Annotated in this window: 26 protein-coding genes; 15 read left to right on the top strand and 11 right to left on the bottom strand. The window is 50.0% G+C overall.

Annotated features, from left to right (window positions below; translation table 11 throughout):
* The first annotated feature begins 6 nt into the window (after positions 1 to 6).
* Positions 7 to 627 (top strand): histidine phosphatase family protein, encoded by a 621-nt coding sequence (locus ACRRNK_RS21555; protein ID WP_433944638.1) that lies wholly within the window; start codon positions 7 to 9, stop codon positions 625 to 627.
* 172 nt (positions 628 to 799) lie between these two features.
* Here ACRRNK_RS21555 and ACRRNK_RS21550 read toward each other — a convergent pair whose 3' ends face one another.
* A complete protein-coding gene (locus ACRRNK_RS21550) occupies positions 800 to 1,639 on the bottom strand; it encodes a DUF4405 domain-containing protein (RefSeq protein WP_433944637.1) in 840 nt (279 codons plus the stop codon).
* Positions 1,640 to 1,828: 189 nt separating this feature from the next.
* Between ACRRNK_RS21550 and ACRRNK_RS21545 the strand changes: the two genes are divergently transcribed.
* Together ACRRNK_RS21545 and ACRRNK_RS21540 are read left to right on the top strand one after the other, a co-directional pair.
* A complete protein-coding gene (locus ACRRNK_RS21545) occupies positions 1,829 to 3,790 on the top strand; it encodes a BglG family transcription antiterminator (protein ID WP_433944636.1) in 1,962 nt (653 codons plus the stop codon).
* 163 nt (positions 3,791 to 3,953) lie between these two features.
* Positions 3,954 to 5,945 (top strand): fructose-specific PTS transporter subunit EIIC, encoded by a 1,992-nt coding sequence (locus tag ACRRNK_RS21540; protein WP_433944635.1) that lies wholly within the window; start codon positions 3,954 to 3,956, stop codon positions 5,943 to 5,945.
* Positions 5,946 to 6,096: 151 nt separating this feature from the next.
* Here the strand turns inward: ACRRNK_RS21540 and ACRRNK_RS21535 are convergent, their stop codons facing one another.
* Together ACRRNK_RS21535 and ACRRNK_RS21530 are read right to left on the bottom strand one after the other, a co-directional pair.
* Positions 6,097 to 7,014 carry an aldo/keto reductase gene (locus ACRRNK_RS21535; protein ID WP_433944634.1) on the bottom strand — a complete coding sequence of 306 codons (918 nt, stop codon included), beginning with the start codon at positions 7,012 to 7,014 and terminating at the stop codon, positions 6,097 to 6,099.
* A 51-nt stretch (positions 7,015 to 7,065) separates the two neighbouring features.
* Positions 7,066 to 7,218 (bottom strand): hypothetical protein, encoded by a 153-nt coding sequence (locus ACRRNK_RS21530; RefSeq protein ID WP_433944633.1) that lies wholly within the window; start codon positions 7,216 to 7,218, stop codon positions 7,066 to 7,068.
* Between the two features lie 118 nt (positions 7,219 to 7,336).
* Here ACRRNK_RS21530 and ACRRNK_RS21525 point away from each other — a divergent pair, with 118 nt between their 5' ends.
* The 5 genes from ACRRNK_RS21525 (at position 7,337) to ACRRNK_RS21505 (ending at position 10,403) form a co-directional block, all read left to right on the top strand.
* Entirely contained in the window at positions 7,337 to 8,398 is a 1,062-nt protein-coding gene (locus ACRRNK_RS21525; RefSeq protein ID WP_433944632.1) for an LLM class flavin-dependent oxidoreductase, read from the top strand.
* 174 nt (positions 8,399 to 8,572) lie between these two features.
* Entirely contained in the window at positions 8,573 to 8,914 is a 342-nt protein-coding gene (locus ACRRNK_RS21520; protein WP_433944631.1) for a zinc ribbon domain-containing protein YjdM, read from the top strand.
* 256 nt (positions 8,915 to 9,170) lie between these two features.
* Positions 9,171 to 9,512: a FlxA-like family protein gene (locus ACRRNK_RS21515; protein WP_433944630.1), complete on the top strand. Its 342-nt coding sequence runs from the start codon at positions 9,171 to 9,173 to the stop codon at positions 9,510 to 9,512.
* Positions 9,513 to 9,768: 256 nt separating this feature from the next.
* Positions 9,769 to 10,227 carry an EVE domain-containing protein gene (locus tag ACRRNK_RS21510; protein ID WP_433944629.1) on the top strand — a complete coding sequence of 153 codons (459 nt, stop codon included), beginning with the start codon at positions 9,769 to 9,771 and terminating at the stop codon, positions 10,225 to 10,227.
* A 17-nt stretch (positions 10,228 to 10,244) separates the two neighbouring features.
* The gene (locus ACRRNK_RS21505) at positions 10,245 to 10,403 is read left to right on the top strand and encodes a hypothetical protein (RefSeq protein WP_433944628.1); all 159 of its coding nucleotides are present in this window, start codon (positions 10,245 to 10,247) and stop codon (positions 10,401 to 10,403) included.
* A 74-nt stretch (positions 10,404 to 10,477) separates the two neighbouring features.
* Here the strand turns inward: ACRRNK_RS21505 and ACRRNK_RS21500 are convergent, their stop codons facing one another.
* The 3 genes from ACRRNK_RS21500 to ACRRNK_RS21490 form a co-directional block, all read right to left on the bottom strand.
* Complete coding sequence (locus ACRRNK_RS21500) at positions 10,478 to 12,109, bottom strand: MDR family MFS transporter (protein WP_433944627.1); 1,632 nt, start codon at positions 12,107 to 12,109, stop codon at positions 10,478 to 10,480.
* 25 nt (positions 12,110 to 12,134) lie between these two features.
* The gene (locus tag ACRRNK_RS21495) at positions 12,135 to 12,560 is read right to left on the bottom strand and encodes a MarR family winged helix-turn-helix transcriptional regulator (protein WP_433944626.1); all 426 of its coding nucleotides are present in this window, start codon (positions 12,558 to 12,560) and stop codon (positions 12,135 to 12,137) included.
* A gap of 489 nt (positions 12,561 to 13,049) precedes the next feature.
* Positions 13,050 to 13,790: an SDR family NAD(P)-dependent oxidoreductase gene (locus ACRRNK_RS21490; RefSeq protein ID WP_433944625.1), complete on the bottom strand. Its 741-nt coding sequence runs from the start codon at positions 13,788 to 13,790 to the stop codon at positions 13,050 to 13,052.
* A gap of 155 nt (positions 13,791 to 13,945) precedes the next feature.
* Here ACRRNK_RS21490 and ACRRNK_RS21485 point away from each other — a divergent pair, with 155 nt between their 5' ends.
* Together ACRRNK_RS21485 and ACRRNK_RS21480 are read left to right on the top strand one after the other, a co-directional pair.
* Positions 13,946 to 14,827, top strand: coding sequence for a LysR family transcriptional regulator (locus ACRRNK_RS21485; RefSeq protein ID WP_433944624.1), 882 nt, complete (start codon positions 13,946 to 13,948; stop codon positions 14,825 to 14,827).
* Positions 14,828 to 14,897: 70 nt separating this feature from the next.
* On the top strand, positions 14,898 to 15,176 hold the full coding sequence (locus ACRRNK_RS21480) for a hypothetical protein (protein ID WP_433944623.1): 279 nt from the start codon (positions 14,898 to 14,900) through the stop codon (positions 15,174 to 15,176).
* A gap of 123 nt (positions 15,177 to 15,299) precedes the next feature.
* Here the strand turns inward: ACRRNK_RS21480 and ACRRNK_RS21475 are convergent, their stop codons facing one another.
* The 4 genes from ACRRNK_RS21475 to ACRRNK_RS21460 form a co-directional block, all read right to left on the bottom strand.
* Complete coding sequence (locus ACRRNK_RS21475; RefSeq protein ID WP_433944622.1) at positions 15,300 to 16,328, bottom strand: N-acetylglucosamine kinase; 1,029 nt, start codon at positions 16,326 to 16,328, stop codon at positions 15,300 to 15,302.
* A 144-nt stretch (positions 16,329 to 16,472) separates the two neighbouring features.
* Positions 16,473 to 17,693, bottom strand: coding sequence for an NAD(P)/FAD-dependent oxidoreductase (locus ACRRNK_RS21470; protein ID WP_433946968.1), 1,221 nt, complete (start codon positions 17,691 to 17,693; stop codon positions 16,473 to 16,475).
* Between the two features lie 249 nt (positions 17,694 to 17,942).
* The gene (locus ACRRNK_RS21465) at positions 17,943 to 18,287 is read right to left on the bottom strand and encodes a winged helix-turn-helix transcriptional regulator (protein WP_433944621.1); all 345 of its coding nucleotides are present in this window, start codon (positions 18,285 to 18,287) and stop codon (positions 17,943 to 17,945) included.
* Positions 18,288 to 18,348: 61 nt separating this feature from the next.
* Positions 18,349 to 19,245 carry a phosphotransferase gene (locus ACRRNK_RS21460; RefSeq protein ID WP_433944620.1) on the bottom strand — a complete coding sequence of 299 codons (897 nt, stop codon included), beginning with the start codon at positions 19,243 to 19,245 and terminating at the stop codon, positions 18,349 to 18,351.
* 230 nt (positions 19,246 to 19,475) lie between these two features.
* Between ACRRNK_RS21460 and ACRRNK_RS21455 the strand changes: the two genes are divergently transcribed.
* Both ACRRNK_RS21455 and ACRRNK_RS21450 read left to right on the top strand, forming a co-directional pair.
* Positions 19,476 to 20,156, top strand: a complete 681-nt coding sequence (locus ACRRNK_RS21455; RefSeq protein ID WP_433944619.1) for a hypothetical protein — start codon at positions 19,476 to 19,478, stop codon at positions 20,154 to 20,156.
* 95 nt (positions 20,157 to 20,251) lie between these two features.
* Positions 20,252 to 21,157, top strand: a complete 906-nt coding sequence (locus ACRRNK_RS21450; protein WP_433944618.1) for an HD domain-containing phosphohydrolase — start codon at positions 20,252 to 20,254, stop codon at positions 21,155 to 21,157.
* Here the strand turns inward: ACRRNK_RS21450 and ACRRNK_RS21445 are convergent.
* Complete coding sequence (locus tag ACRRNK_RS21445) at positions 21,134 to 21,259, bottom strand: hypothetical protein (protein WP_433944617.1); 126 nt, start codon at positions 21,257 to 21,259, stop codon at positions 21,134 to 21,136. The two genes, ACRRNK_RS21450 and ACRRNK_RS21445, sit on opposite strands and share 24 nt — an antisense overlap.
* Positions 21,260 to 21,423: 164 nt before the next feature.
* Between ACRRNK_RS21445 and ACRRNK_RS21440 the strand changes: the two genes are divergently transcribed.
* From ACRRNK_RS21440 to ACRRNK_RS21430, 3 genes are all read left to right on the top strand, one after another.
* Positions 21,424 to 21,990 (top strand): ECF-type riboflavin transporter substrate-binding protein, encoded by a 567-nt coding sequence (locus tag ACRRNK_RS21440; protein WP_433944616.1) that lies wholly within the window; start codon positions 21,424 to 21,426, stop codon positions 21,988 to 21,990.
* A gap of 94 nt (positions 21,991 to 22,084) precedes the next feature.
* On the top strand, positions 22,085 to 23,791 hold the full coding sequence (locus ACRRNK_RS21435; protein WP_433944615.1) for an ABC transporter ATP-binding protein: 1,707 nt from the start codon (positions 22,085 to 22,087) through the stop codon (positions 23,789 to 23,791).
* Positions 23,788 to 24,618: an energy-coupling factor transporter transmembrane component T family protein gene (locus ACRRNK_RS21430; RefSeq protein ID WP_433944614.1), complete on the top strand. Its 831-nt coding sequence runs from the start codon at positions 23,788 to 23,790 to the stop codon at positions 24,616 to 24,618. The genes ACRRNK_RS21435 and ACRRNK_RS21430 overlap by 4 nt, the downstream gene beginning before the upstream one ends.
* The last annotated feature ends 18 nt before the right edge of the window (positions 24,619 to 24,636 follow it).

The raw sequence follows: 24,636 nt of genomic DNA, 5'->3' as shown, positions 1-24,636 counted from the left end.
ATGTGAATGAGAAAGTTGCTAGGTATTTGCTTGTTAATGCTGCTGCTTATGATTCCAGCGCCTATCATTGGCGCCGAAGGGAGTAAGACGGAGGGGAATCCGGTGAACCCTGCGCTGCTAAATTCTCTTCGTCAAGGGGGATATATTCTATACGTCAGGCACGGGGAGGCTGGAGTGGGTGAAGATCAGCCCGATCTTGACTTCGGGAATTGCAGGACTCAGAAGAATCTCACAGAAGAAGGCAGAAGACAGGCTAAGCTGTACGGGGAAGTGCTGAGGAGCCTTAGAATCCCTGTTCAGATTCCGGTTCAGGCCAGTCCGTTCTGCCGAACAAGAGAATCGGCGGAGCTGGCTTTTGGCAGGGGAAATGTTCAGGTCGATCCCTTCTGGGTGCAAATTTATAAATTAAGCGGACAAGTAACCCCGGCTGAGCAGGCCAGCACGCTTGCTGCCCTGACATCTGTACTGGAGAAAACTCAGTCTTCGGGGACCAATAAGGTCATCTTTGCCCACAGCTTCCCTAAGGGAGTGGGGCTTGGCGATATCACGAACCTGGGTACAGTCGTAGTAAGACCGAGGGGACCGGGCAAAGGATACGAGTATTGTAGATCAAATTTCTTTGAATGAGCTGCTGAGTCTGAATGAGTCTACCTTGACGTTAGAGACCGCACGCTGAGCGCCGCCCTGATTGCAAGAAAGGACTGTTGTTACGCTCTTAGGTAGGGGAGATTAGGAACCCATTTTTATAGTCTGCCACAAAGAAGCCCCCTGTTCTAAACAGGGGACTTCTTCTGTGTTATTAGGAATCCAGCTCTGCGGCTGCTGCGTTTCTGCGTTTTTTTCGGCTGCCCAGCTTGGTTAAGTAATAAGTGAGAATGACAAATACCCCCATAATACCGAAGTAAGTCAGAATAACCCCAAGCGCATTTGGACTGCCGCCGCCAAAACCACCTTCCCGGTGACCCCCCTCCATGCGATTTGGGCGCTCCCCAGAGTTCGGGTTCTCGCCGCGCATGTCACCTCCGCGCTGCTTGAAGCCGGCGGGTGGTGTTCCTGAGTTGGTCATGTTAAATACGGTCCCAATACCCTGAACTCTGGAGACAAATTGGGTGGAATACATCTGATAGCCGCCAAATAAAAGAATAAGAGCGGCCAGTACTTTTGCGATGATCCCGAGCGGTGCCTTTGAGGACTTGATCCTTGCTATTTTTTTCGTGACATTGACGACCCACTTCCAGTGCAGACCGACGTGAACCCCGATTAATATCAGTACAAAGAAGGAGACGGAGATATGGGACATTTTGAACCAGGGTGTGTTGCCGATATGAAGGTTCGGAAATACGATCTCCGAGATCAATATGCCGCTTATCACAATAAAGGTCATCGAAATTAACAATAATAAGTTCAGGAGATAACTAAACCGGGTCATGCCGGGTAATTTGCGGTCGAATAGCTTGGCTGTTACTTTGACCACCCAGTTCAGATTCAGCAGGATGTGCGTAATGAAGGCCACCGAAATGGCCAGCCCCGCGATCTCATGGAAGGCCAGTCCCCCGAGCACTCTCTTATTGAATAGCAGCACAAATGTAAGTGCCATTAGAATATCCAGAATAAACTTTACATAAGTTACCTTTTTCATTAATCTGCCCCCGCCTAATCAGTTCTATGGCCAATAGCATATAGGTCCAACCTGAATTTTCACTGAAGGCTTCGCTTTAATTCGTTTTAAATGGATAGATTAGTGCGGCGGCTTGGGCTATTATACATGATATGACTGCCCTTCTAAGGGTGAACTCTCCATAATAAGAGTGGATAACAGGTGAAGCGGATGAACAATAGGCAAAAAGAGATTTTATATGCGCTGTTAACGGAAGAGAGCAGGTTGTGGCTAGTTCAGGATCTTGCCGATCTGGCAGGATGCTCAGAGAAGACCATCCGGAGCGATCTGAAAGTTATCGAGGAATATATGAACAGGAACTCGGGGGCCAGTCTCGTGAGAAAACCTGGTCTGGGTATCTATCTGGAGATTGAGGAAGCGGATCGGACTGAGCTGTTCCATGATCTGTACGCGGAGGACGTTAGGTCACTTCATGAGTCTGACGAGGAGAGAGTTCTGCGTCTGGCTTATCAGCTGCTGATGGATACGAGGCCTGTTGCTATTCAGGAGCTGGCCGCGGAGTATTTCGTGAACAAAACGATCATTCGCAAGGACCTGGACAAAATTGAGGAATGGCTGCAGCGCTTTGATTTATCCTTAATTTCCAAGCAGCGAGTGGGCCTTGTAGTTGGAGGTTCCGAGAAGAACAAAAGGATGGCTCTGGCCCGCCTGGACCAGCTGATTGACAGCCCGGAGCTTACCGGGCAGATGGTGAGGAAGCAGTTTGAACCTCACGAGGTCTCCGCCGTCTACCATGAATTAAGAGCCTTGCAGAAGCGGCACTCCCTTCCGTTCACGGATGAAGCCTTCGAGAGTCTGATTCTGCATGTTCTGCTGATGATCAAACGGACCAAGCTCAAACAGCCGATCTCCCTCCCGGAACAGGAAATTGAATTATTGCGGGAAAAGGTGGAATTTGCTTGGGCGGAGGAGCTGCTGCGAGGTCTGAGACCGGTGTTCGCTGTGGCTTTTCCCCGGGAGGAGGCCGCTTATCTAGCCTTGCATCTGCTTGGTGGTAAGCTTCATTACCGCGAGGAGAACGGCGGGGGACGAGAGGGTACACTGATGGACCGTGATTCACACCTGCCCGGTCTAGTCAATCAGCTGATTCACAGAATGTCGGAGCGAAGCGGGGTTCAATTCTCCGAAGACGATGTGCTGATGAATGGCTTGAAGGTCCACTTGTATGCGACACTGAACCGTCTTCGTTATGGTCTGCCCGTAGCCAATCCTATGCTGGCCGAGATCAAGAGGATGTATCCTTATATGTTCGACCGGGTTATCCTGGCGCTGGGGGAGCTTGGTGAAATGCTTCCCGTCCCAATTCCCGAGGAGGAGGCCGCTTACTTGGCCTTGCACTTTCAGGCCTCTATTGAACGTCTTCATCAAGACAGGGCCCATCCCAAGAAGGTGATCATTGTATGCCATATGGGCATTGGGATGTCCCAGCTGCTCAGGTCGAAGATAGAACGGAAGTTTCCGTTGGTGCAGGTGAAAGCCTCTATGGCCAAAGCGGAGGTTCAGGACTATCTGACGGATCATGAGGTGGATCTGGTTATTTCTACGGTTCATCTTCCTGAACTGAAGATCCCTCACGTTCTGGTGTCCCCTCTGCTTGAGACCAGGGACGAGCGCAGGCTGGAGCAGGAGATCAGACAGCTGGATGAACCGGGCGTCAGAGAAGAATCAGCATTCTTGAAGTACACTACACCGTTTCTCATCTTTCTCCAGCAGGAGGCCAAGACACCGGAACAGATCATCACCAAGCTGGCTCAGGTGTTGACGGACAAGGGGTATGTCGAAGCGGGGTACTCGCTGAGCGCCTTGGCCAGAGAGAAGATGTCAGCTACGACTATTGGAGGAGGCATTGCTATTCCTCATGGCAGCCCGGAGCTGATCCGGCAATCAGCGCTTGCGATCGCCACCTTAGAGCACCCGCTTGCCTGGGGAAGTGAGAAGGTGCAGCTTGTATTCATGCTCGCCGTGCAGAATGAGGAGCGGGAGGAAGTGCGTCAGCTGTTCAGGGAATTGTCCCTGATCAGTGAGCGGCCGGCTCATGTGAGCGTCTTGTCCAAAGAGACTGACGTAATGAAATTCCTAAGCAGGCTGAAGGGTGAATCAGATTCAGAGTAGTTATAGATGAAGCAGCAGGCGGGACCCAGGGGGTCCTGCTTTTTTTGTGGGAAGAAAAAAACATTTTTTCCGGAAGTTCCGGTAAAAAATTAGTCCGATAACCACGCTTCTGATGTTTATACTTAAAATGTAAGCGGAAACATCAAGGCAAAGGAGAATGACTATGAAGATATTAGCGATTACCTCTTGTCCTAACGGAATTGCACATACGTATATGGCGGCTGAGAACCTTCAGCGGGCGGCAGCCAAGCTTGGCATTGAGATGAAGGTCGAAACCCAAGGCTCTATCGGTGTGGAGAATGAGCTGACTGAGCAGGACATCCGTGAAGCGGACGGGATTATTATTGCAGCGGATAAGACGGTGGTGAAGGACCGGTTTGTCGGCAAAAAACTGCTTGTGGTTGGCGTACAGGAAGGCATCCGCCATCCAGAAGAGCTGATCCAGCGGGTGATCAGCGGAGATGTCCCCGTCTACCGGGCACAGCTCAGATCGGCTGAGGATATCAAGCAGGAGAAGAAATCGAAGCAAAATCCGGTGTACCGCCATTTGATGAACGGGGTATCTTATATGGTGCCGTTTATCGTCATCGGCGGTCTCCTGATCGCCATCGCGCTGACCCTCGGTGGACAGAAGACGCCGGGCGGTCTAGTCATCCCGGAAGGCTCCTTCTGGAAGACGATTCAGGACATCGGCGGAGCGGCTTTTACGTTCATGGTCCCGATACTGGCAGGCTTCATCGCGATGAGTATTGCGGACAGACCTGGTCTTGCCCCAGGTATGGTGGGCGGATTTATCGCGGCTAACGGCAGCTTTTATGGAAGTGAGGCGGGGGCTGGCTTCATCGGCGGAATTATCGCCGGATTCCTGGCGGGTTATGTGGCACTTGGCATCAAAAAGCTGAAGGTTCCGAGAGCGCTGCAGCCCATTATGCCTATTATTATTATCCCCATACTCGCATCATTAATTGTAGGATTAATCTTTGTATTCGTGATTGGATCCCCCATTGCACAGCTGTTCGAGGCATTGACATCGTGGCTTGCGGGTATGCAGGGAACCAGCTCCATTCTGCTGGCTCTGATTCTAGGCGCGATGATCTCCTTCGATATGGGCGGTCCGGTGAACAAGGTGGCGTTCCTGTTCGGTTCCGCTATGATCGGTGAAGGCAACTATGAAATTATGGGTCCAATCGCGGCGGCTATTTGTATCCCGCCAATTGGTATGGGACTTGCGGCAATGATAAATAGACGTAAATTTGAACCATCTGAACGGGAAGCCGGTAAAGCTTCGTTCACGATGGGGCTGTTCGGGATTACGGAGGGCGCGATTCCTTTCGCCGCACAGGACCCGCTCCGGGTTATTCCAAGTATCATGGTCGGGTCGATGACCGGATCTGTGATCGCGATGCTCGGACATGTGGGTGACCGAGTAGCCCATGGCGGACCGATTGTAGCTGTGCTTGGCGCGGTTGACCATGTGCTCATGTTCTTCATCGCCGTTATCGTAGGCGCGGCGGTGACCGTTGGTCTTATCAGTCTGCTGAAAAAGGATATCGGCGCTCCGGCCGTGGCTGGAGCAGCCGCGCTTGGATCTCCAGCAGGCACTGCCGCAGAGGATGCGGGAACAGAACCTGTAACGACAACCGCGTCCGCGGCTTCGGCTCAGGAACGAACCGGGGACGAGGCGTCAGCCGTTCATATCGAGAGATTAACGGATATATTGACCATGGATTTAATTGACCTGGATCTTGCGGGAGCATCCCGGGATGCTGTAATTGATGAAATGATTGGAATCTTGGAGAGAAATGGAGCCGTACGCTCTGCCGGTGACTTCAAAAAGGCCATATTGGCCCGCGAAGAAGAAAGCTCGACGGGTATCGGCCTAAATATCGCGATTCCTCATGGCAAGTCGGACGCCGTGCTTAAGCCGAGCGTGGTATTTGGCATCAAGCAGGACGGAGTGGACTGGAAGAGTCTGGACGGAAGTGAGGCCAAGCTGATCTTCATGATCGCCGTGCCGCGCAGCAGCAAAGAGAACGCACACCTGAAGGTGCTGCAGATGCTGTCCCGCAAGCTGATGGACGATCCATTCAGAGAAGCGCTGCTTGCTGTGAAGACGAAGGAAGAAGCTTACCGGTTGCTGGATCAGGTGCATTAATCTCCAGCTGGGTCTTAGCTGGAGACATAAAGAGAGGCTCCCCCGCTGATTCGGGGGAGCCTCTCTTTGGATTGACGGCGGGGTCAAGGTAATCAGGTATAGTTCAAAATTGCCCGCGATTTTCCTGTATCCCGTGCTACTTGGCAGCCGTTTAAGGCAGCACATTGCCCGCGGCCCGGTAAATGCCGTACCATTCCTCACGGGTCAGCTGGACCTCGCTGGCTTTGCAGCAGTCCTGCAGGCGCTCTATATTCATCGTCCCGATCACCGGCTGCATGCGGGCAGGATGGCGCAGCAGCCACGCGACTGCGATGGTCGTATTGCTAACTCCGTATTTGCCTGCAATTTCCTCAATCTTCTGATTCAGTTCGGGGAACTTGTCACTTCCAAGGAATACGCCCTCAAAGAATCCGTATTGGAAGGGAGACCAAGGCTGAATGGTGATGTCGTTCAGTCTGCAGTAGTCCAGAATGCCGCCATCCCGGTTAACCGCTGCCTCATTCTCCATATTTACGTTGAATCCGCTGGAGATCATCGTAGAGTTGGTGATGCTGAGCTGCAGCTGGTTAGCTACAAGCGGCTGCTTCACGAATTTCTTGAGAAGCTGAATTTGCATCGGATTCTGGTTCGATACTCCGAAATGGCGTACTTTACCGGAGGACTCCAGTTGATTGAAAGCCTCGGCAACTTCTTCCGGCTCTACGAGAGTATCAGGACGGTGCAGCAGCAGAACATCGAGGTAATCCGTTCTCAGACGCTTCAAGATTCCATCAACGGAATTCAGAATGTGTTCCTTGGAGAAATCGAACATCCCTTGACGGATTCCGCACTTGGATTGAAGGATGATCTTCTCCCGGATATCCGCATTCATATGAATCGCCTCGGCGAAGATCTCCTCACATGCACCGCTGCCGTAAATGTCGGCATGATCAAAGAAGTTAGCTCCTTCATCCAATGCCGTCTGCACAAAGCGCTCAGCCTCCGGCTTGTCCAGCGAATTAATGCGCATGCAGCCGACCGCGATGACAGGTACCTCCAAAGTGCTGCTTCCAAGCTTGATCGTTCTCATGATAGACTTCCTCCTCGGTGTTAGGGTGATAATTGAATAATAAGTGTTTAACTATGTAACAACAACGGCAGGATCGGCGCTAATGCCAACACTGTAAACGTTATCATAAACGCCGGGGAATCTCAAAATTGTTGATGGGAAAGGCATATTCTTAGCTTCTTCAGAATCGGTCATGCTCTTACCTATGAGAGTTCTTAAGTTCAACTATAATAACTCCTTAAATTGCATACTATCATAAAAATGTAAGTCACTATATAATATAATGTAACTATAACGATGTTTATGAACATAATATAGACACTACATTGCAGGAGGGTTACATGTGGAGATAGGGATTAGCACATTTGTAGAAACAACGCCGGACGTTCATACCGGAGAGGTGATTAGTCACGCAGAGCGGCTTCGCGAAGTAGTCGAGGAGATTGTGCTTGCAGATCAGGTAGGGCTGGATGTATTTGGGGTAGGTGAACATCATCGTGAGGATTATGCGGCGTCTTCCCCTGCGGTTGTGCTCGCGGCGGCAGCCTCGCAGACCTCAAGAATTCGGCTGACCAGTGCGGTGACCGTCCTCTCCTCTGCCGATCCGGTACGGGTATTCCAGGACTTCGCCACACTTGATGGTATATCGAATGGGCGTGCGGAGATTATGGCAGGCCGGGGTTCTTTTATCGAATCCTTCCCTTTATTCGGGTATGATCTGGATGATTATAACCAATTGTTCGAGGAGAAGCTTGCGCTCCTGCTCAAAATTCGTGAGTCCGAAAAGGTAAGCTGGAGCGGCGGTCACCGGCCGGCAATTGATAACCTTGGTGTATATCCACGTCCGGTTCAGAATCATCTTCCCGTATGGATTGGCAGCGGCGGGAACCAAGAGTCCGTTGTCCGTGCGGGTCTTCTTGGACTTCCGCTGGTGCTAGCCATCATTGGGGGCAGTCCCTTGCAGTTCGCTCCGCTCGTGCAGCTGTATAAGAAGGCCGCGGCTCATGCCGGGCATGATGTCTCGAAGCTTCCGGTTGCTTCGCATTCACACGGCTTCATTGCAGAGAATACCGAGCTTGCCGCAGACAAGTTCTTCCCTTCCACACAGGCCAGTATGAGCAAGCTTGGGCGCGAGCGCGGTTGGGGGCCGTATACCCGTGCCAGCTTTGATGCCGCGCGCAGATTTGAAGGGGCTCTGTATGTAGGCGATCCCGAGACGGTGGCGGAGAAGATTATTCACCTGCGCAAGCACGTGGGTATCACTCGCTTTCTCCTGCACGTTCCAGTCGGCTCCATGCCACATAAGGATGTAATGAGGGCTATTGAACTGCTTGGTACCGAAGTCGCCCCGCGGGTGCGTGAGGAGATATCCAAGTGGGAAGCGGAGCATGGGGTGAATGGTTAAGATCTGGCAGTGAGCATGTAGGCATTCATGATTGACGACAGCTCAAGACCTTTGACAGGTGGCTTGTCAATAGGTGAAGACTGTGACACTATAAAGGCATGTAAGGACAAGAAATTCCTTATGTGCCTTTTTAAGATGAAACGATAATTTATTAGAAACGGGGATCATCAAATCATGTCAAACTTGCCAAACTGTCCAGAATGTAACTCAGAATATACATATGAAGATGGAAGCCTTCTTGTATGCCCGGAGTGCGCTCATGAGTGGGCTCCAGGATCACCGAATGAACATGGTGAAGATCAGAAGATTATCAAAGACGCCAATGGAAATGCCCTAAAGGATGGGGATTCTGTAACGGTAATCAAGGACCTTAAGGTTAAAGGGAGTTCATCCGTTCTGAAGATGGGGACCAAAGTGAAGAATATACGTCTGGTTGATGGAGACCATGATATTGATTGTAAAATAGACGGCTTTGGCGCAATGAAGCTTAAATCTGAATTTGTTAAAAAAATATAGAAACCCGTTCGTAGGTAAAGCGAGAAAGCTGGGACCCAGAATCAAAAAGCACTTTGGAGATCCCTAATCAAGAGCTTAAGGCGAAGTACAATGTGGACAACGTGTTTTTTAGCTAAATAAATAGTAGCACAGCGAGCAATAAGCCCAGCCCGCAAGGCCGGTGTTTATTGCCTTTTTTTTGCTGCATTCAGTTTAAATTTAGGTTGACTATGTATAGTGTAGTCTGAATTCCAAAATCAAGCAGGGGGAATGACAAGTGGGTATTTCATCCGTGACCGGAAGCAGCAGCTACAGTGCAGTGTCTACTACCAGCGACACGACCAGTCTTGAGAAGCAATTGCAGAAGCTGCAATCTCAGTTAAAGCAGGAGTCCGAGAGCAAAGACGATTCGAAGACAAAGGAAGCCAAGGTGCAGCGGCTGGAGCAGCAGATCAAGCAAATTGAGCAGAGGATAGCCCAGCAGCAGGCGAAATCCGCCGGAGGTGACAGCAGCCAGCCGAAGCCAAAGCCAAATGAGCAGGGATCCACGGATCAGAGTGCACCCGCAGTAAGTCGAAGCGCATCTGGTGGGTCAGGGACGATAGATATCCTGATCTAAAAGGCAAGTGGGATACACTTCGGATATTGAAGTTATCCCTATCAGGCTACTTTCTGTAGAGGGTCGACATAAATTTTTAGAGACAGCAAAAAGGCTACTGACAGGATGGTGTCAGTAGCCTTTTTATATAATCAGATTAGTTATATGGATTGAACTAAAGACTGCGTGAATGATTTTCTTGCACAACAAGTATCAGCCTTGATTCAAACGTTCATTTCTTTAGTTCATTCCATATAAGAATAAGGAGGCGTTAGACATGCAAAATGAATTGCAGCAGCTGGAGCTGCAGCTGCAGGATGAGAGCCGCTACTGGATCGGCGTCGTATCCGCCTCCCATGTGGCTCGTGGAGTCGCGGGCGGCTTCGCCCAGCTTTGCCACGGCAAGTCAGCACCGCTCAAGCGGATGCGGCCCGGTGACTGGCTTATTTATTACTCGCCTCGAACGGATATGACGAATGGACAGCCGCTTCAAGCCTTCACGGCGATTGGACAAGTCGTGGATGAACGGGTGTACGAATACCGCATGTCAGAGACCTTCGTTCCCTTCCGGCGTGATATTCGCTATTCTCCGTGCAGAGAGGTGAAGATCAGCACCCTACTTCAGCAGCTCAGCTTCACCAGGGGCGTAACCAATTGGGGCTACCGCTTCCGCTTTGGCCATCTTGAGATTGAAAGAGAGGACTTCCTGACCATCGCGGAGGCCATGCTGCAATAAGTTTCTTAGAGTTAGCCATGCCCATAGGTTACACAAGAGGGAACAAGCAGCGGGGAACCGCATGGTTGAATCTGCTCAATGCAGAAACTATGCAAGCCATCAAAAAGGCCATGCCGCGGTGTTCCGGGGCATGGCCTTTTGAATTGAAGCCTGAAGCGCTTAGCATGGATTTTTAAACTTATAGTATGAAACATAAAGCTCAAAGCATGAAGCTCGAATATGCTCGCTTGTACTGCTGCTGGTGCCGACTTTAAGCTTGCTCAGCCAGCTTTGGCGAAGAGCTGCCTTCGCTGCTGTCTTGCGGAGTGGATTCGCCCGCAGCCTGGTTCGTGGTGCGAAGCGGAAGCTCCTTCAGGAAGAACACAAGGACGAAAGCAACTACGAGCACGAGCGTTCCTGCAAGGAACACGGTGGACAATGTGGTGCCGAGCGCATCGCGAATGTTATCAATCATCTGCGCGAACAAAGGCTGTGCTTCTGCTGGAAGCTTGGCCTGGGTCGCCTCAAGCAGCGGCTTGTTCATAAGTGTCTGCGGATTTGCGAAGGCGAGCATTTCCTTGGCCAGCTTAGGGTCCATTTTGCTAAAATCCGGCGCATCCGGAGACTGAAGAGCGTTCTTCAGATTGGTGGTCAGGTTGTTGGACATCACCGTACCCATGACGGCAATCCCAATGGTACCCCCAAGGTTCCGGAAGAGCTGAGTAGATGCTGTAACGACGCCGAGCTCTTTATGGGATACGGCATTCTGCGTAGCCAGTGAGAAGACCGGCATAGCAAGCCCAAGGCCCATCCCGAACACAGCCATACTCAGAATCGCGGTTCCCACACTGTTCATCACGATCATAATGGCCATACCCGCGATCATAATAGGTACTCCGATCAGAGCATACCGCTTGTATTTGCCCTTCTTGGCAATCAGCTGCCCTGCTATAGCACTGGTGACTACCATAACGATTGACATAGGCATGGTGACATAGCCGGCAAGGGTCGGGCTGATTCCCAGTACCCCTTGAACAAAGAACGAAATATAGATCATGGCACCCATCAAGCCGAAGTTCATAATGAAGCCGATGATATTTGAAATCGTAACGACACTATTCTTGAACAGATGAAGGGGAAGAATCGGGTTCTTCACTTTCGATTGTACAAAGACAAAGATGATGGCGGACACCACGGTGGCGCCAAGTAGACTTAGAATCTGCGGTGATCCCCATTTATATTCCGTACCTGCCCACGAGAAAGCAAGCAGAAGGGGAACGATCGTTATTGTTATGAAGAGAGAGCCCAGATAGTCGATCCCTTCAGACGCTCTGCGTTCAACTTTAGGAAAGAGCATGAGAATCATGATGAAGGCTACGATACCAAGCGGAAGGAAGATCCAGAACAGCCAGTGCCAATCCATGTGATCAACCAGATAACCGCCAAGCGTGGGTCCAAGCACACTGGAGAAGCCGAAGATCGCCGTCATAAAGCCCATCCACTTGCCGCGCTCACGCGGAGGGAACAGGTCCCCTACAGCCGTGAATGCCGTAGATTGAATAATCCCCGCGCCAATTCCCTGAATCCCGCGGTAAATAATGAATTGATACACATCAGAGGAGGTGCCTGTCAAGAAAGCACCAATCATAAATAACAGAATCCCTATTAATATAAAAGGCTTGCGGCCAAATATATCGGACAGCTTGCCGACGAGAACCGTCGCAATGGTAGACGTAAGTAAATAAATGTTGATGGTCCAGGTGTAATAATCCATCCCATCAAGGATCGAAATAATCCGCGGCATCGCTGTGCTTGTAATCGTCTGATTGATCGCGGCAAAGAACATGGCGGCCATAATACCGAACATGATCGTGACTTTTCGTTTATGTGATAAATGCTCCATATAAGTTTCTTTCACCTCAAAAAAATTATTTATCTATAGCTTGCAGCATGGTGCCAAAAATTCGTCTTAAATGCTCCATATCCTCTTCAGGCAGCAGATTGAAGAACGAATGCAGCGCCTCACTATGACCTTCTTGTGCTTCTTGAATTATGGCTTCTCCTTTCTCCGTAATGGAAATGTTGACAACACGCCGATCCTTCTCGGCACGCTCGCGCTTGATACAATCTTCCTCGAGCAGCTTATCCGTAATGCCTGTGATGGCCGCAGGCGTGAGGCAGAGCGCATGGGCAAGCTGGGATACCTTCCTTGGACCTTCTTTGCTCAGTACATAGAGCACCCTGAACTGGGCCAGACTTAGAGCCTGGTTCTTTTTGTTCCACTCCTGTGATATTCCCTTTAGCAAAGTTCTGAACATGGTTGCTACCTCGAAGAGCAGTTCACTTTCAGCCACTAGTACCCCCTCCAGAGCTACGATAGGTTCGTATCATCTCACCCTTCAGGTTCCTGGGCGAATATGAGTTAGTTAACCGGGAAATAATTTAGTGCTAAACTATAAAAGTATTTAATAAATTATCACTTAATTAAATTGAAGTCAAGTCTATTTAATGAGTAGGAAGTGATTATGAAAATGTATGGGCGAAAGCCAATGCTAGCGTAGATGAGCAAGTCAAAGAGGGGGCAAAGTATGTGAAGAGCCGAAGGCCGCGCCTGAAGGCAATTTGAGAAGAGCCGCCATGGAGCATTTAAAATGGACGCGCAGTTATATTGGAGTGGAACAGCTAAAAGGGCAGTGCCACGACTTATCGTGGCACTGCCCTTAGTTATTTTCAGAGTATCACCTGAATTCATGCCTGATTTGGCTATAGCGGCTGCCCTTGTTCTTCAGATACAGCCTGATCAGCACATATCCTGAAGCAAGAGCGCAGGATCTTATGACTGACTATAAAGTCTGACCGCTGTCGACCGTAATGATCTGACCGGTCATGGCCTCCTGCTCTAGTGCCGCGCAGATCAGCTGGGCAATGTCCTCTGGCTGTGAAATTTGCTTGAGCAGAAGCTGTGGAGCCAGAAGATTCATTTGTTCTTCTCGTCCGGCCCACCATCTTGTGGATACGGCACCGGGAACTACACAGTTCACGCGGATATGGGGAGCCAGTGCTCGCGCCAGTGATTTCGTCAGGCCATGCACCGCTGCCTTGGATACGGCGTAGGGAAGTGAGGAGCCGGAGCCTGTCTGCCCTGCGATGCTTCCCAGGTTCACGATGGCTCCCTCCCTGGCTGCTTTCATATAAGGGGCTGCAGCCCGAGCGCAGTTGAACATTCCCTTCACGTTCACATCCATAAGTTCGTTCCAGACTTCATCCGTTGCCGATTCCAGGTCATCCAGCGTGATGTGCCGCGTGATGCTCGCGTTATTTACCAGCCCATCCAGTGTTCCGAATTGCTGTACAATCCGGCTGATCATCGCCCTGACCTCGTTGTCCTTGGACACATCGGCCTGTATGGCTATGGCCTGCCCCCCGCTGCTGTGAATCTGTTGAACGGTCTCCTCCGCTGCTTCTCTGGAACGAGAGAAGTTGACAATAACTATTGCTTTCCGCTTGGCAAGGGAGAGGCTGGTTGCCTTGCCGATTCCAGTGCCCCCGCCTGTAACAAGCACCACTTTATTCGTCAAATCCATCGTACATCGCTCCTTATTTGCCGCCTGGGTTACTGGGTTGGATTGCGGCGGCTTGTTACTTTAGATTGTAGAGGGCTAGGTGCATTTTGTATAATTGAACTATGTGAATAAATGGTTCAATATTTTTGAACTTCCGAACGGAGAGATTGGGAAGAATGGACCTGAAGACTTTGAAGACGTTTCAGATTATCGTGAATCAAGGAAGCTTTATCCGGGCTGCCGAGGAGATGAATTATGCACAATCTACCGTCACCATGCAGATCCAGAAGCTTGAGTCGGACCTGGGGATTCAACTTTTTGAACGGGGAAAGAAAATCCGCCTAACCGAGGCCGGTAGACTCTTCTATGAGCAAAGTCTGCTGATTGTGAAGAGCATGGAGCAGCTGCAGGGGGATATGTCCGAACTTCAGCATGGGAATGCGGGACATATCAGACTGGGTGTGACAGAGCCGACAGCAAGCTACCGCCTGCCGGGCATTTTGAAGCAATTTCTAGACCAGTATCCGAAGATTCGGGTATCCGTGGAATTTGCGAATACTCCTGTGCTGAGTGAGCGTCTTCTTCAGGGGGAGATTAGTATGGCGCTTTGTTCCGCGCCGGATCTGACTTCAGACCTTTACTTTGAGCCTTTGTTCCAGGAGGAATTCGTGGTCCTTATGCCAGAGGATCATCCACTAGCCTCTAAGGAGATCCTCTCGCCCGGGGACTTCAGGGGTCACCGGCTGTTGATTACCTCGGCGGTATGTCCTTATCGCCGCAAGCTGGAGGTCGTTATGAGGGAATCGGGGGGAGTGCCCCTGGATACGATGGAAATAGGGAGTATGACTGCTTTGAAATATTATGTGGAGAGTAGACTTGGGATAGCGCTTGTGCCTGCTATTATGATGAATGAGGTCCCAGCGGGCTTAGCCATTCGTGGGATTGAGGGCAGTCTTATCCATATGACGTTCGGCATGCTGTGCCGTACCTCTGGAAGTTCCCTTAAGGCGGCGGACCTTAAGCTGTATCAATTTCTGGTGCAGCAATTAAGCGCATAAGATCGCCTCTCCCTAACCATGCTAAAAGGGAACCGAACTGAAGCCATCTCAGAAGGGAGAGGTCTTATTTATGAGTCGTTATGATTCCAGTCTACAAGCAAACAGCACGGTAGCTGAGGCTTTGAACTCAGTTAACAAGCTGCATTATGCCGTATCGTCGGCCCTCAGCCATCCCACAGAGCAGATGATTGAACAGGCCGAGAACAGCCTTAAGCACACCGAGAAGGCGGTGCAGCAGGCTGATATGGCCGTTGGACGATCAGGGGTAGAATTGGCCGAGGAGCTGCTGACTGAAGAGAAGCACCGGCTTGCTTCCCTAAGCAACCGGGCGCGGCACTCGGAGCAGTGAGTCTCTAAGAGCCAGTCACGGCACTTGAAGCAATGAGTCTAAGCGGCCGAATATGGCACTTGACCAATGAACCTAAGCAGCCGAGTATGCACTCGGAGCAGTGAATCACCGGCCTGCGGGGCTTTAAATCCTCGCAGGCTGTTCTTTGCTGCCCGCAGCATAGGGGCTCATCTGCAGGTTCGTGATGATTTCTGGCGAGATCGGCACCTGAAGCTTATGAAGGGCAAGAAGAATAGCCCCGGCCACTGGCGAGAAGATCGGCTTGTGAACTCGATACCGCCGATTAGACCCAAGGTGCAGCTGCCGAGTCAGAGCTTCGCTTACATAGGAGGAATTGGCGACGCCTCCAATCAGGGCAACATCAACACATTCACTTGCAAAAGAGCTTGCCAGGATCTCGACGCCCACTTTGATCTGGCTTACAGCGCGATCGCAGACACGCATAGCCGTAGAACTTCCCTTAGCAGCAGCCTCCGTAACTCGGGGCGTGAACCTGCCGAAGGTACGGTCGCGAGCCTGGCGGTCAGCTTCAAAGCCCATCTTCGCCAGCTGGTAGAATTCAGACAGGGTCTCTACATGCCAGTGTATCTTCATGGCTGTAATAAGAGCGTCGTCCGTAGAATCTCTATTCCCGGCGAGAATTTCGTACACCGCATCATAAGAGATGGACCGCGCACCGCTGGCTGCGTAATGGTGAAAGTGATCATTTCTAAGATGCTGTCCATTCTCTGTAATGGCCAGTATATTTGAACCCGTTCCCGCAATCACGACAATTCCCGGCTGCATCATTAAGGCACCTTGATGTGCAATCACAGCGTCGTTCACATGCCATTTCGGGCAGATTAACCCGGGTACCTCGGTTAACGGTGTAATCCACTCCAAGTCACTTTCAGCGTCATATCCGGCAATCCCGGCAGCGACCCCGAGCACTTGCTTCGGGGATTTGCCCGCTTGCCCAAGCGCCTCTTCTATAGCATTCATCACATTTATCGTGGCGGAAGCATCCCTGTATATCGAAGCAGGACCTTTCTCGGTGTAAGCCTGGACCTTTCCATTCAGATCACACACCATAACGCGGGTATGTGTACCGCCTCCATCGATTCCTATGACTACTTTATCTGTCAATTCTGTCACCTGCCTCATGTTGATCATTCATATAGTTCAAAATTATACTTGATACGCGTTCATTAAGGCAGAGGATATTCACTATGTGAAAGTCAGTAACGTCTAAATAGGCAGGAAGAGCTTGGCCAGCCCCAGTCCTGCCTATTAAACCGGTCCTATCATGTGCTAGAGTTACTCCGCGGAATCGGTGCTTCGTGCAAGCCTCACGATGTCCGCGTCCGGGTTCGAACGCCCCAGGATCAAATCTCTCAAAATATGAGCGCCTACCATACTGTACACCGTCCCGTTACCACCGTAGCCCAGCAAATAATAAATACGGTCTTTAGTAGGGTGTCTCCCGATAAATGGCAGATTATCCGCGGACTGCCCGAAGACCGCTGCCCAGGTGAAGGCGATCTTGAGACTCAGCATCGGGAATAATTGATGGACCTCTCTCTTGATCATCTCCGCACGCTTATGAATGAATGCCTCGCTGTGAGGCGCCCCAGGGTTATCCTCGTCCATGCCCCCCGCTATAATTCGTCCATCCATAGTTGTTCTTAAGTACACATAAGGCCGTCTTGTCTCCCAGATTAATACCCGGTCCTTCCAACATGAGAGATCGTCAACAGGTTCAGTAGCGATGGCATAGGAGCGCATAAGGTTCACTTTGGTCCCGGTAAGGCCTGGCGCTGAATCATACCCCGTCGCAAAAATCACCTGTGAACACTGAAATGGGCCCGCCGAGGTGTGCACCTTCAGATGATGAACAGCCTCTTCAATTCCGGTTACCTCGACGTGCTCGAATACATGCACCTGATGTGGATTCAACTTATGCAGAATCCCTCTGCTGAGCCTGACAGGGTTGACCTCGGCATCGCTGTAGGTGATCAGGGCGGCGGGCTTCGAGAAATGATAATGAGAGAGCAGGTCTTCTTGAGTCCAGTAATCGACCTTGAAGCCATGGGCGGCAAGGGTGTCATACTCTTTCTTCAGCCGGTCCACATGGGAGGGTTCACTTGCAAAGTACAGACTGTTTCGGCGGGTGAAGTCGGAAGAAGTGTCCAGCGTATCAGCAATCTCTTGCAGTTGATTCAGCGCTTGCTGGCACAATTTATAGAAACGAATGGCCTTGTCTCTGCCAATCTGATCGATCAACTCATGAAGCATAACATCACTTGAATATTGGAGCACCCCCATATTTGCAGCGGTACTTCCGCCGCCCGCTCTGCCCCTGTCGATCACCGCAATACTCAGTCCTTCTGCCGCAAGAGAATAAGCGCTTAGGGCCCCGGATATTCCTCCTCCGACAATGATGACATCATAGTGGTTCAGGGCTTCACTTCGGGCGAATAGGCCTTCCTGGCTGTCCTCCGCCCACAGCAGCTTGCCATTATATAAATTCACGATCATGCCTCCAATTCTTCGCATCTATTCTAGAGTCTTCCCTGCTTTAAATTTAGAAAAACATCAAATTAAAGTTATGGTGTGCTGTTTAGATTGGGATACCTTTAATTCCATTAGGGAAGTAGTGGTATATAATTCACATAGTTACCTTGAGGATAGTTTAGCCGCTGGCAAGGATCCCGAACGCTTGAAATAAGAAGACCGCCTTCAGCCCAATGGGCTAAAGACGGTCTTCTGCTGTACTCTGGATTCCAATTATAAGGTGAGGCCAAATCGTTTTAATTCGATAAAAATGCTTTCAAGTCTTTTTCCTTTATCCGTTAAGGAGTATTCCACACGCGGCGGAACCTCTGGATAGACGGTTCTTGTAATGATATCTTGCTGCTCCAGCTCCCTAAGGCGCAGAGAGAGGGTCTTGGGGCTGATTCCTTCCATGGCCCGCAGCAGCTCGCTGAACCGCATGGTGCCCTCGAGAAGAAGATCCCGAACAATTAAGAAGGTCCATTTGGTTCCGATCACGTCTAGGGTCTTGGCAATAGGGCAAGGTTCACCCGGAGTTCCTTTGGTTAACAGTATCGGTTTCTGCTCTAGAATATCCATGGATACGCCTCCTGAAATGATGAATCGACTTAAAATTATCACAATCCAGCCAATCCGAACACTAGAGCAACGCACGAAGTTCACGTCGGTATTTACGAAGCTGATCTTTTGAAGGAATAATGGGCTTGGCGGAGCGGAATCCCCCAATTCTGATATTGCGGACCACGTGATACGGGGCTGTCAGCAAAGCAAGAAGAAGGTGCAGCTCTGAAGTGTTCATAGAGCGGTACCGCATATAATATTCGATCAAGCGAAGCATTCCCTCTGCGTTCCATAAGGAATTACGGTGCAGAATATGAGCCAGATCCTTGGCCCTGACATGCATGGAGGTATTCTCGAAATCAATCAGGTGTATGGTATTCTTCTTGTCCTTGACCAGATTGGGATAATTATAGTCTCCGTGTATGAATGAGCTGTTCAGCTGCTCTTGCTGAATGGTCTCCAGGACTTCGGGCTGCTGCAAGAGCTCCAGAGCTTCATCACAGAGCTCTACAAGATGTCCTGTACTTCGGTGAGGCAGCAGTAGACTCTTATAGTCTGAGAATTCACCCGGTAGCCTTGAGTAGCGGATTCGAGATTCAGGGGCCTCTAGAGCAGGAAAGCCGGTGGCTAGGAGATGGAACTTGGCCAGGGTTGATATCCCTCGTCTAATGTCGCTGGTCCTGGCGAATTTGGGCTGCTGCCCATGCACCCAGTTCGTTAAAGTATAGTAAGCACCCTCATGGGTGATATAAGCTCTCTCATCTATCGCAGGAAGGACCTTCTGGCTTTGGGTGAACTGGTGCTCATCCAAGCAGGACAAGACCCGTGTAATAAAGCGGACCTCCTCTTCGGGAAAATCGTATGATTTCAAGCAGTAGGTTGCATGATCGGTCTCTACCTTATAGACATCCTTGACCTGGGTGGTGCTGCGAATTTTAATCCCATACTGGGACTCGACGATCGGCCAAAGGCTCATGCTGTTTTCACTTCCCTTAATTTAAGTCTAGAGCTTCTCATCAAAATTGTTCCGTGGGTATTAGTCTATTCGGGCTCCGGGGGGGCGTGAGTCTAAATAAAAATTTTTATTCAGATTCGACAATTTTCTTCTACCCCAAATTGGGTGTAAATGGTATATTGGTAACTGTGAAATTAGTAGATTTCATTTTAGCAGGTGGTCAAAATATATATTGATATGGAGGAGAATTTATGAAGAAAGCTTTAGCGGTCCTATTCTCATTGGCTTTGGTATTCTCTTTTGGGACAAGTGCCTTTGCAAAAAGCAACCAATCGGATGTTGACGCCATTTATGAGCTGATAAATCAGACGAATGTTCAGATTGAGGAGAAAATTAAGGATGGAGTAGCTGCGGCGGACAAGCTGGAAGCGAAGTATCTGTCTGATATCCGCAAGTTGAAGGTTAAGGATAAAGTGGCTGATCTGCTTAAGAAACAGAAGGTTAAGCCTTCGGTGGGAGTTAACTCTGAAGCAGCTGACCAGAGTCAATCTGCCGACGTGAACGCCAAGATTCAAGAAGAGACGAACAAAGTAGACCAGCAGATTCTTGTGATCAAACAGGATATTGATCAGGTTACAACTCAGCTTATCAACCCTGATATCAAAGATGCAGGCATCGCTGCTGCGCGTATTAAGCAGCTTGGGGACAAGTTGAACCAAAGATCTGGGGATTATGAGGAACTAACGAATAAGTATACGGATGATCTGAACAAGATTATTACAGATGTCTATGACACAACTTATGAATTGGCGACAAACGCCATCAATAAGGCTGCTGAGCAGGGCATCGTAGTAGAGCGCTACTGGAAGCTGGTTCGCTTTGCTGATCGGGAAGTATGGATCGACCCAGTTTGGGTTGTCGGAATAAATTAAGATAGACTCTTCCTACCATCCACGAAATAGTATAATCTAGAGAAAAAACGAGTTCTTTTAACGAGCTCGTTTTTTCTCGTATAAGGGGGATCATAATGGATGGGTTCAGAATCGGAAGGAAAGGATCATTTCTGGAAGAAGTACACTTCGATAAGAATGAAATCAAGTTACTTTCACGAGGAGATGGAGTAGAGGTTCTGCTCCAGACCATTGAGAAGGATAGATTGTTCTTTGTATATCCTAGCGATAATCCAAATGTAATGGAATTTTTCTATATATTATCTGGTCAGCTGGTATGCGAATTGGACGACCAGAAGATTGAACTTGGACCGCATGATTATTACACGGCAAAAGGACTCAAGGAACCGATTCATTTCACGGCTCTAACGGATATCACGTACCTTTGGGTCATTACGGAGCAGGCCTTCGTTCACCTGAGTAAAGATATTTCCAAGCTAATGAGCATAGTGAAGGAAGTGGAGAAGAAGGACCGCTACACTTATATGCATAGTGATCGGGTGGCTGAGTATGCTGTGAAGATTGCCAAGAAGCTGAAGCTGAATAAAGAGCAGCTGGAGAATCTGTCTATCGCCTCCATTTTGCACGATATTGGCAAGATTCATGTCCCGGAAGAAATTCTGAATAAGCCAAGCGGGCTGACCAGTGAAGAGTATGAAATGATTAAGAAGCATCCGGCAGATGGGGCGGAAATGATTAAGGAGACCTACTACGGAGAGATTGCGCCTATAATTGAGCAGCATCATGAACGGCTCAATGGGAGTGGTTATCCTCAAGGGTTAGAAGGGGACGAGATCTTACTGGAAGCACGGATTATTGCGGTGAGCGACACGTTCGATGCGATGACCGAGGATCGTGCCTACCGAAAGGCCTTTGACGCACAGACCGCCATGGGTGAGCTTAGAAGACTTACCGGCAGTCATTACGATAAGGCTGTTGTGGATGCTTTTGAGGATATTCTAAGAGAAGAAGGACGTATCTGAATATGATTTGATCTGCAGCTCATTCTTACGGAATGGGCTGACAAGACTATGGGGCTCTGCCGCACCGATTAGCGGTAGGGCCCTTACGTGTGCGTTAGGCATAATTTCAAGAAGAATTCCGCAATCTGGCCAAGCTATCTTGCTAACTTTCTGTAGTAATTCCAAGTATTCCACTGTATAATAACAAAAAACAGGCAGAATTCACCAATTACTATGGGGATCGGCACATCCTCCAAATCTATTTAGGGAAAGAGGTTGATAAGAGAGTGGCACAAACAAAGCGCAACAACCTGTCTATCAAAACGATCGTGGCTATTGGGATTGGCTCAGCCTTATTCGTCATCCTGGGGAGATTCGGCTCAATCCCATCCGTTATACCGGATACCAACATCGAGACGACATATGCCCTGCTTGCCTTGTTCGCCCTGCTGTACGGGCCGTACGCCGGGCTGCTGATTGGCCTGATCGGACATACACTGAAGGACGCCATCTTCTACGGTACGCCTTGGTTCAGCTGGGTCATTGCTTCCGGGTTGGTTGGGCTCATTATCGGTCTGATCGCGGGCCGAATCCGAATTCATGAGGGAGAGTTTGGAGCGAAGGAAATCATAAGGTTCAATCTTGCCCAGATTATAGCGAATGTAGTGGCTTGGTTCCTCGTTGCTCCGGTATTGGATATTCTTATCTATGCGGAACCAGTTAACAAGGTATTTGTCCAAGGACTGATAGCTGGAACATCCAACATTGTGATGGTAGCGGTGATTGGAACTCTGCTGGCCCTTGCTTATTCCAAGTCACGTACGAAGAGGGGAAGCCTGTCACACGAAGCATAGTGAATACGTCCGAGTTGTAAGCCGGTGTTCATCACCGGCTTTTCTGTTACCCAAATACCAGTCATTTTATTAATTAATCAGAGGATGTTTATCTATGAAGACACCGGTTATCGAATTTGTTGATTTCTCGTTTCAATACCATGCGCAGTCGGAGCCCACTCTGCATAGGATCAATTTGACTATATATGAGGGAGAGAAGGTGCTCATTGTCGGGCCTTCCGGATCGGGCAAGAGCACCCTAGCCCACTGCATGAATGGGCTAATCCCTTTCTTCTATACAGGGGAGATAAGTGGGTCCATGAAGATTAAGGGAACAGAGCTTAAGGAACAAAGTATCGCCGAGCTCTCGGATAAGGTGGGTACGGTGCTTCAGGACCCGGATGGGCAGTTCGTGGGTCTCACAGTAGCCGAGGATATTGTGTTCAAATTGGAGAATGACGCTATCCCTCAAGCTGAGATGACAGACCGATTGGCCGCTGCAGCGCGGAAGGTCGATATTGAACAGTATCTGGAGTCTTCCCCGCACGCGCTGTCCGGCGGCCAAAAGCAGAAGACGACCTTGGGCGGTGTACTGGTTAATGATGTGGACATTCTGCTATTTGATGAACCGCTGGCAAGCCTGGACCCCTATACCGGCAAAAGAACGATTGAGTTGATCGACCGGATTCACCTGGAGACCGGGAAGACGGTCGTCATCATTGAACATCGTCTTGAGGATGTGCTGCACCGGAGTGTGGACCGCATTATTGTGGTTCAGAACGGACAGGTTGCGGCAGACCTGCCAGCCGCAGAGCTGCTGGGCTCGAACATTCTCGTGGAGACAGGCATTAGGGAACCGCTCTATATTACCGCTCTGAAATACGCGGGCTGCCCCATTACACCGGAGATGCATCCGGAGCATGTCGATACGATTCGGCTTGATTCCTGCAGACCCCGGCTGCAAGAATGGTATAAGAGCTTGGACGAATCCCCACCGACCGCGAATTACCCGGCGGTACTTGAGCTCAAGGATATCTCGTTCGGCTACGATAAGAATCGGCCGATTCTTCATCAGATCTCGATGCGGATCGGAAAGGGAGAGATCGTCTCGATAGCGGGGCGGAACGGTGCCGGGAAATCCACCATTTCCAAGCTGATATGTGGATTCTACCGGCCTAGCTCCGGAACGATCCTGCTGAATGGCCGGGATATCCGTTCAGATTCGATCAAAGAGAGAGCGGAACGGATTGGATTTGTCATGCAGAATCCGAATCATATGCTCTCCAAGACCCTCATCTATGATGAGGTTGCCCTGGGTCTGAAGCTTCGCGGTGTACCGGAGGAGACCACCCGGGAGCGTGTGCATGAGGTGCTGAAGGTATGCGGACTGTACGCCTTCCGCAGCTGGCCGGTGTCGGCGCTCAGCTATGGCCAGAAGAAGCGGGTAACCATAGCCTCTATTCTTGTGCTCAGTCCGGAGATCATTATTCTGGATGAGCCTACGGCAGGCCAGGATTACAGGCACTATAACGAAATGATGGAGTTTCTGCTAACCCTTAACCGGCAAGGGATTACCATCATCATGATTACACACGATATGCATTTAATGCTGGAATACGCACAGCGTACCATTGTATTGTCTGAAGGGATCAAGATTGCGGACGACAGTCCTGTGCATGTGCTGACGAATCCGGGGGTTGTGGAGGCTGCGCACCTCAAAATGACATCGGTTCATGAACTTGCTATAAGGGCGGGGGTAGACCGGCCTGAACAATTCGTAAGCCGGTTTATCGCCTATGACAGGGGGGGGCGGAACCAATGAATACCAAAATGCTAACCTATACGAAGCTCGACTCGCCAGTTCACCGGTTAACCGGGTTCACGAAGCTGGTCTTCTTCGTTATTTGGTCGGTAACGGCCATGATTACATACGATACACGTTGTCTGCTTGCCATGCTGCTCATTAGTCTGGTCGCATTCAGTGTGTCTAAAGTTCAATTTCAGGATTATTCTTTTGTCCTCTACTTGATACTATTCTTCTTCGCGCTGAATCATCTTGCCATCTTCCTCTTCTCCCCGCTTGAGGGAGTTCGGATCTATGGCACTGAGCATGAAGTCTTCCATATCGCAGGCAGATATACGGTGACCTGGGAGCAGCTGTTCTACCAGTTTAATATTGCGCTGAAGTACATCACGGTCATTCCTATGGCGCTTCTCTTTCTGCTAACGACAGATCCCAGCGAATTCGCAGCCTCTCTGAACCGGGTGGGTGTGAACTACCGGGTTGCGTATTCTGTATCTATTGCGCTGCGCTATATTCCCGATATTCAGCGGGATTATCAGAATATCTCGTTCTCCGCACAGGCTCGCGGCCTGGACATCTCCCGCAAAGAGAAGCTTCCCCGGCGGATCAAGAACATGATCTCGATCCTGATGCCGCTGATTCTGACCAGTGTGGAGCGGATCGAGAAGATCAGTGCAGCTATGGAGCTTCGGGGGTTCGGGCATAAGTCCAGGCGGACCTGGTACAAGTCACGTCCATTTAACCGGGTGGATTACGCGGCACTCATCCTGATCGTAGTCATCGGAGTGGCTACGGCGCTGATTACCTTTTACGATGGATCGCGGTTCTATAACCCGTTCAGATAAGAAGAAGTTAAAAAAAGT

Origin of the sequence: Paenibacillus sp. SN-8-1 (genome assembly GCF_050995535.1) — a bacterium.
In the GTDB taxonomy this organism is placed as follows: Bacteria; Bacillota; Bacilli; order Paenibacillales; family Paenibacillaceae; genus Fontibacillus.
The sequence above is the reverse complement of the archived record's forward strand: the minus strand, read 5'-3'. Positions and strand labels throughout refer to the sequence as shown.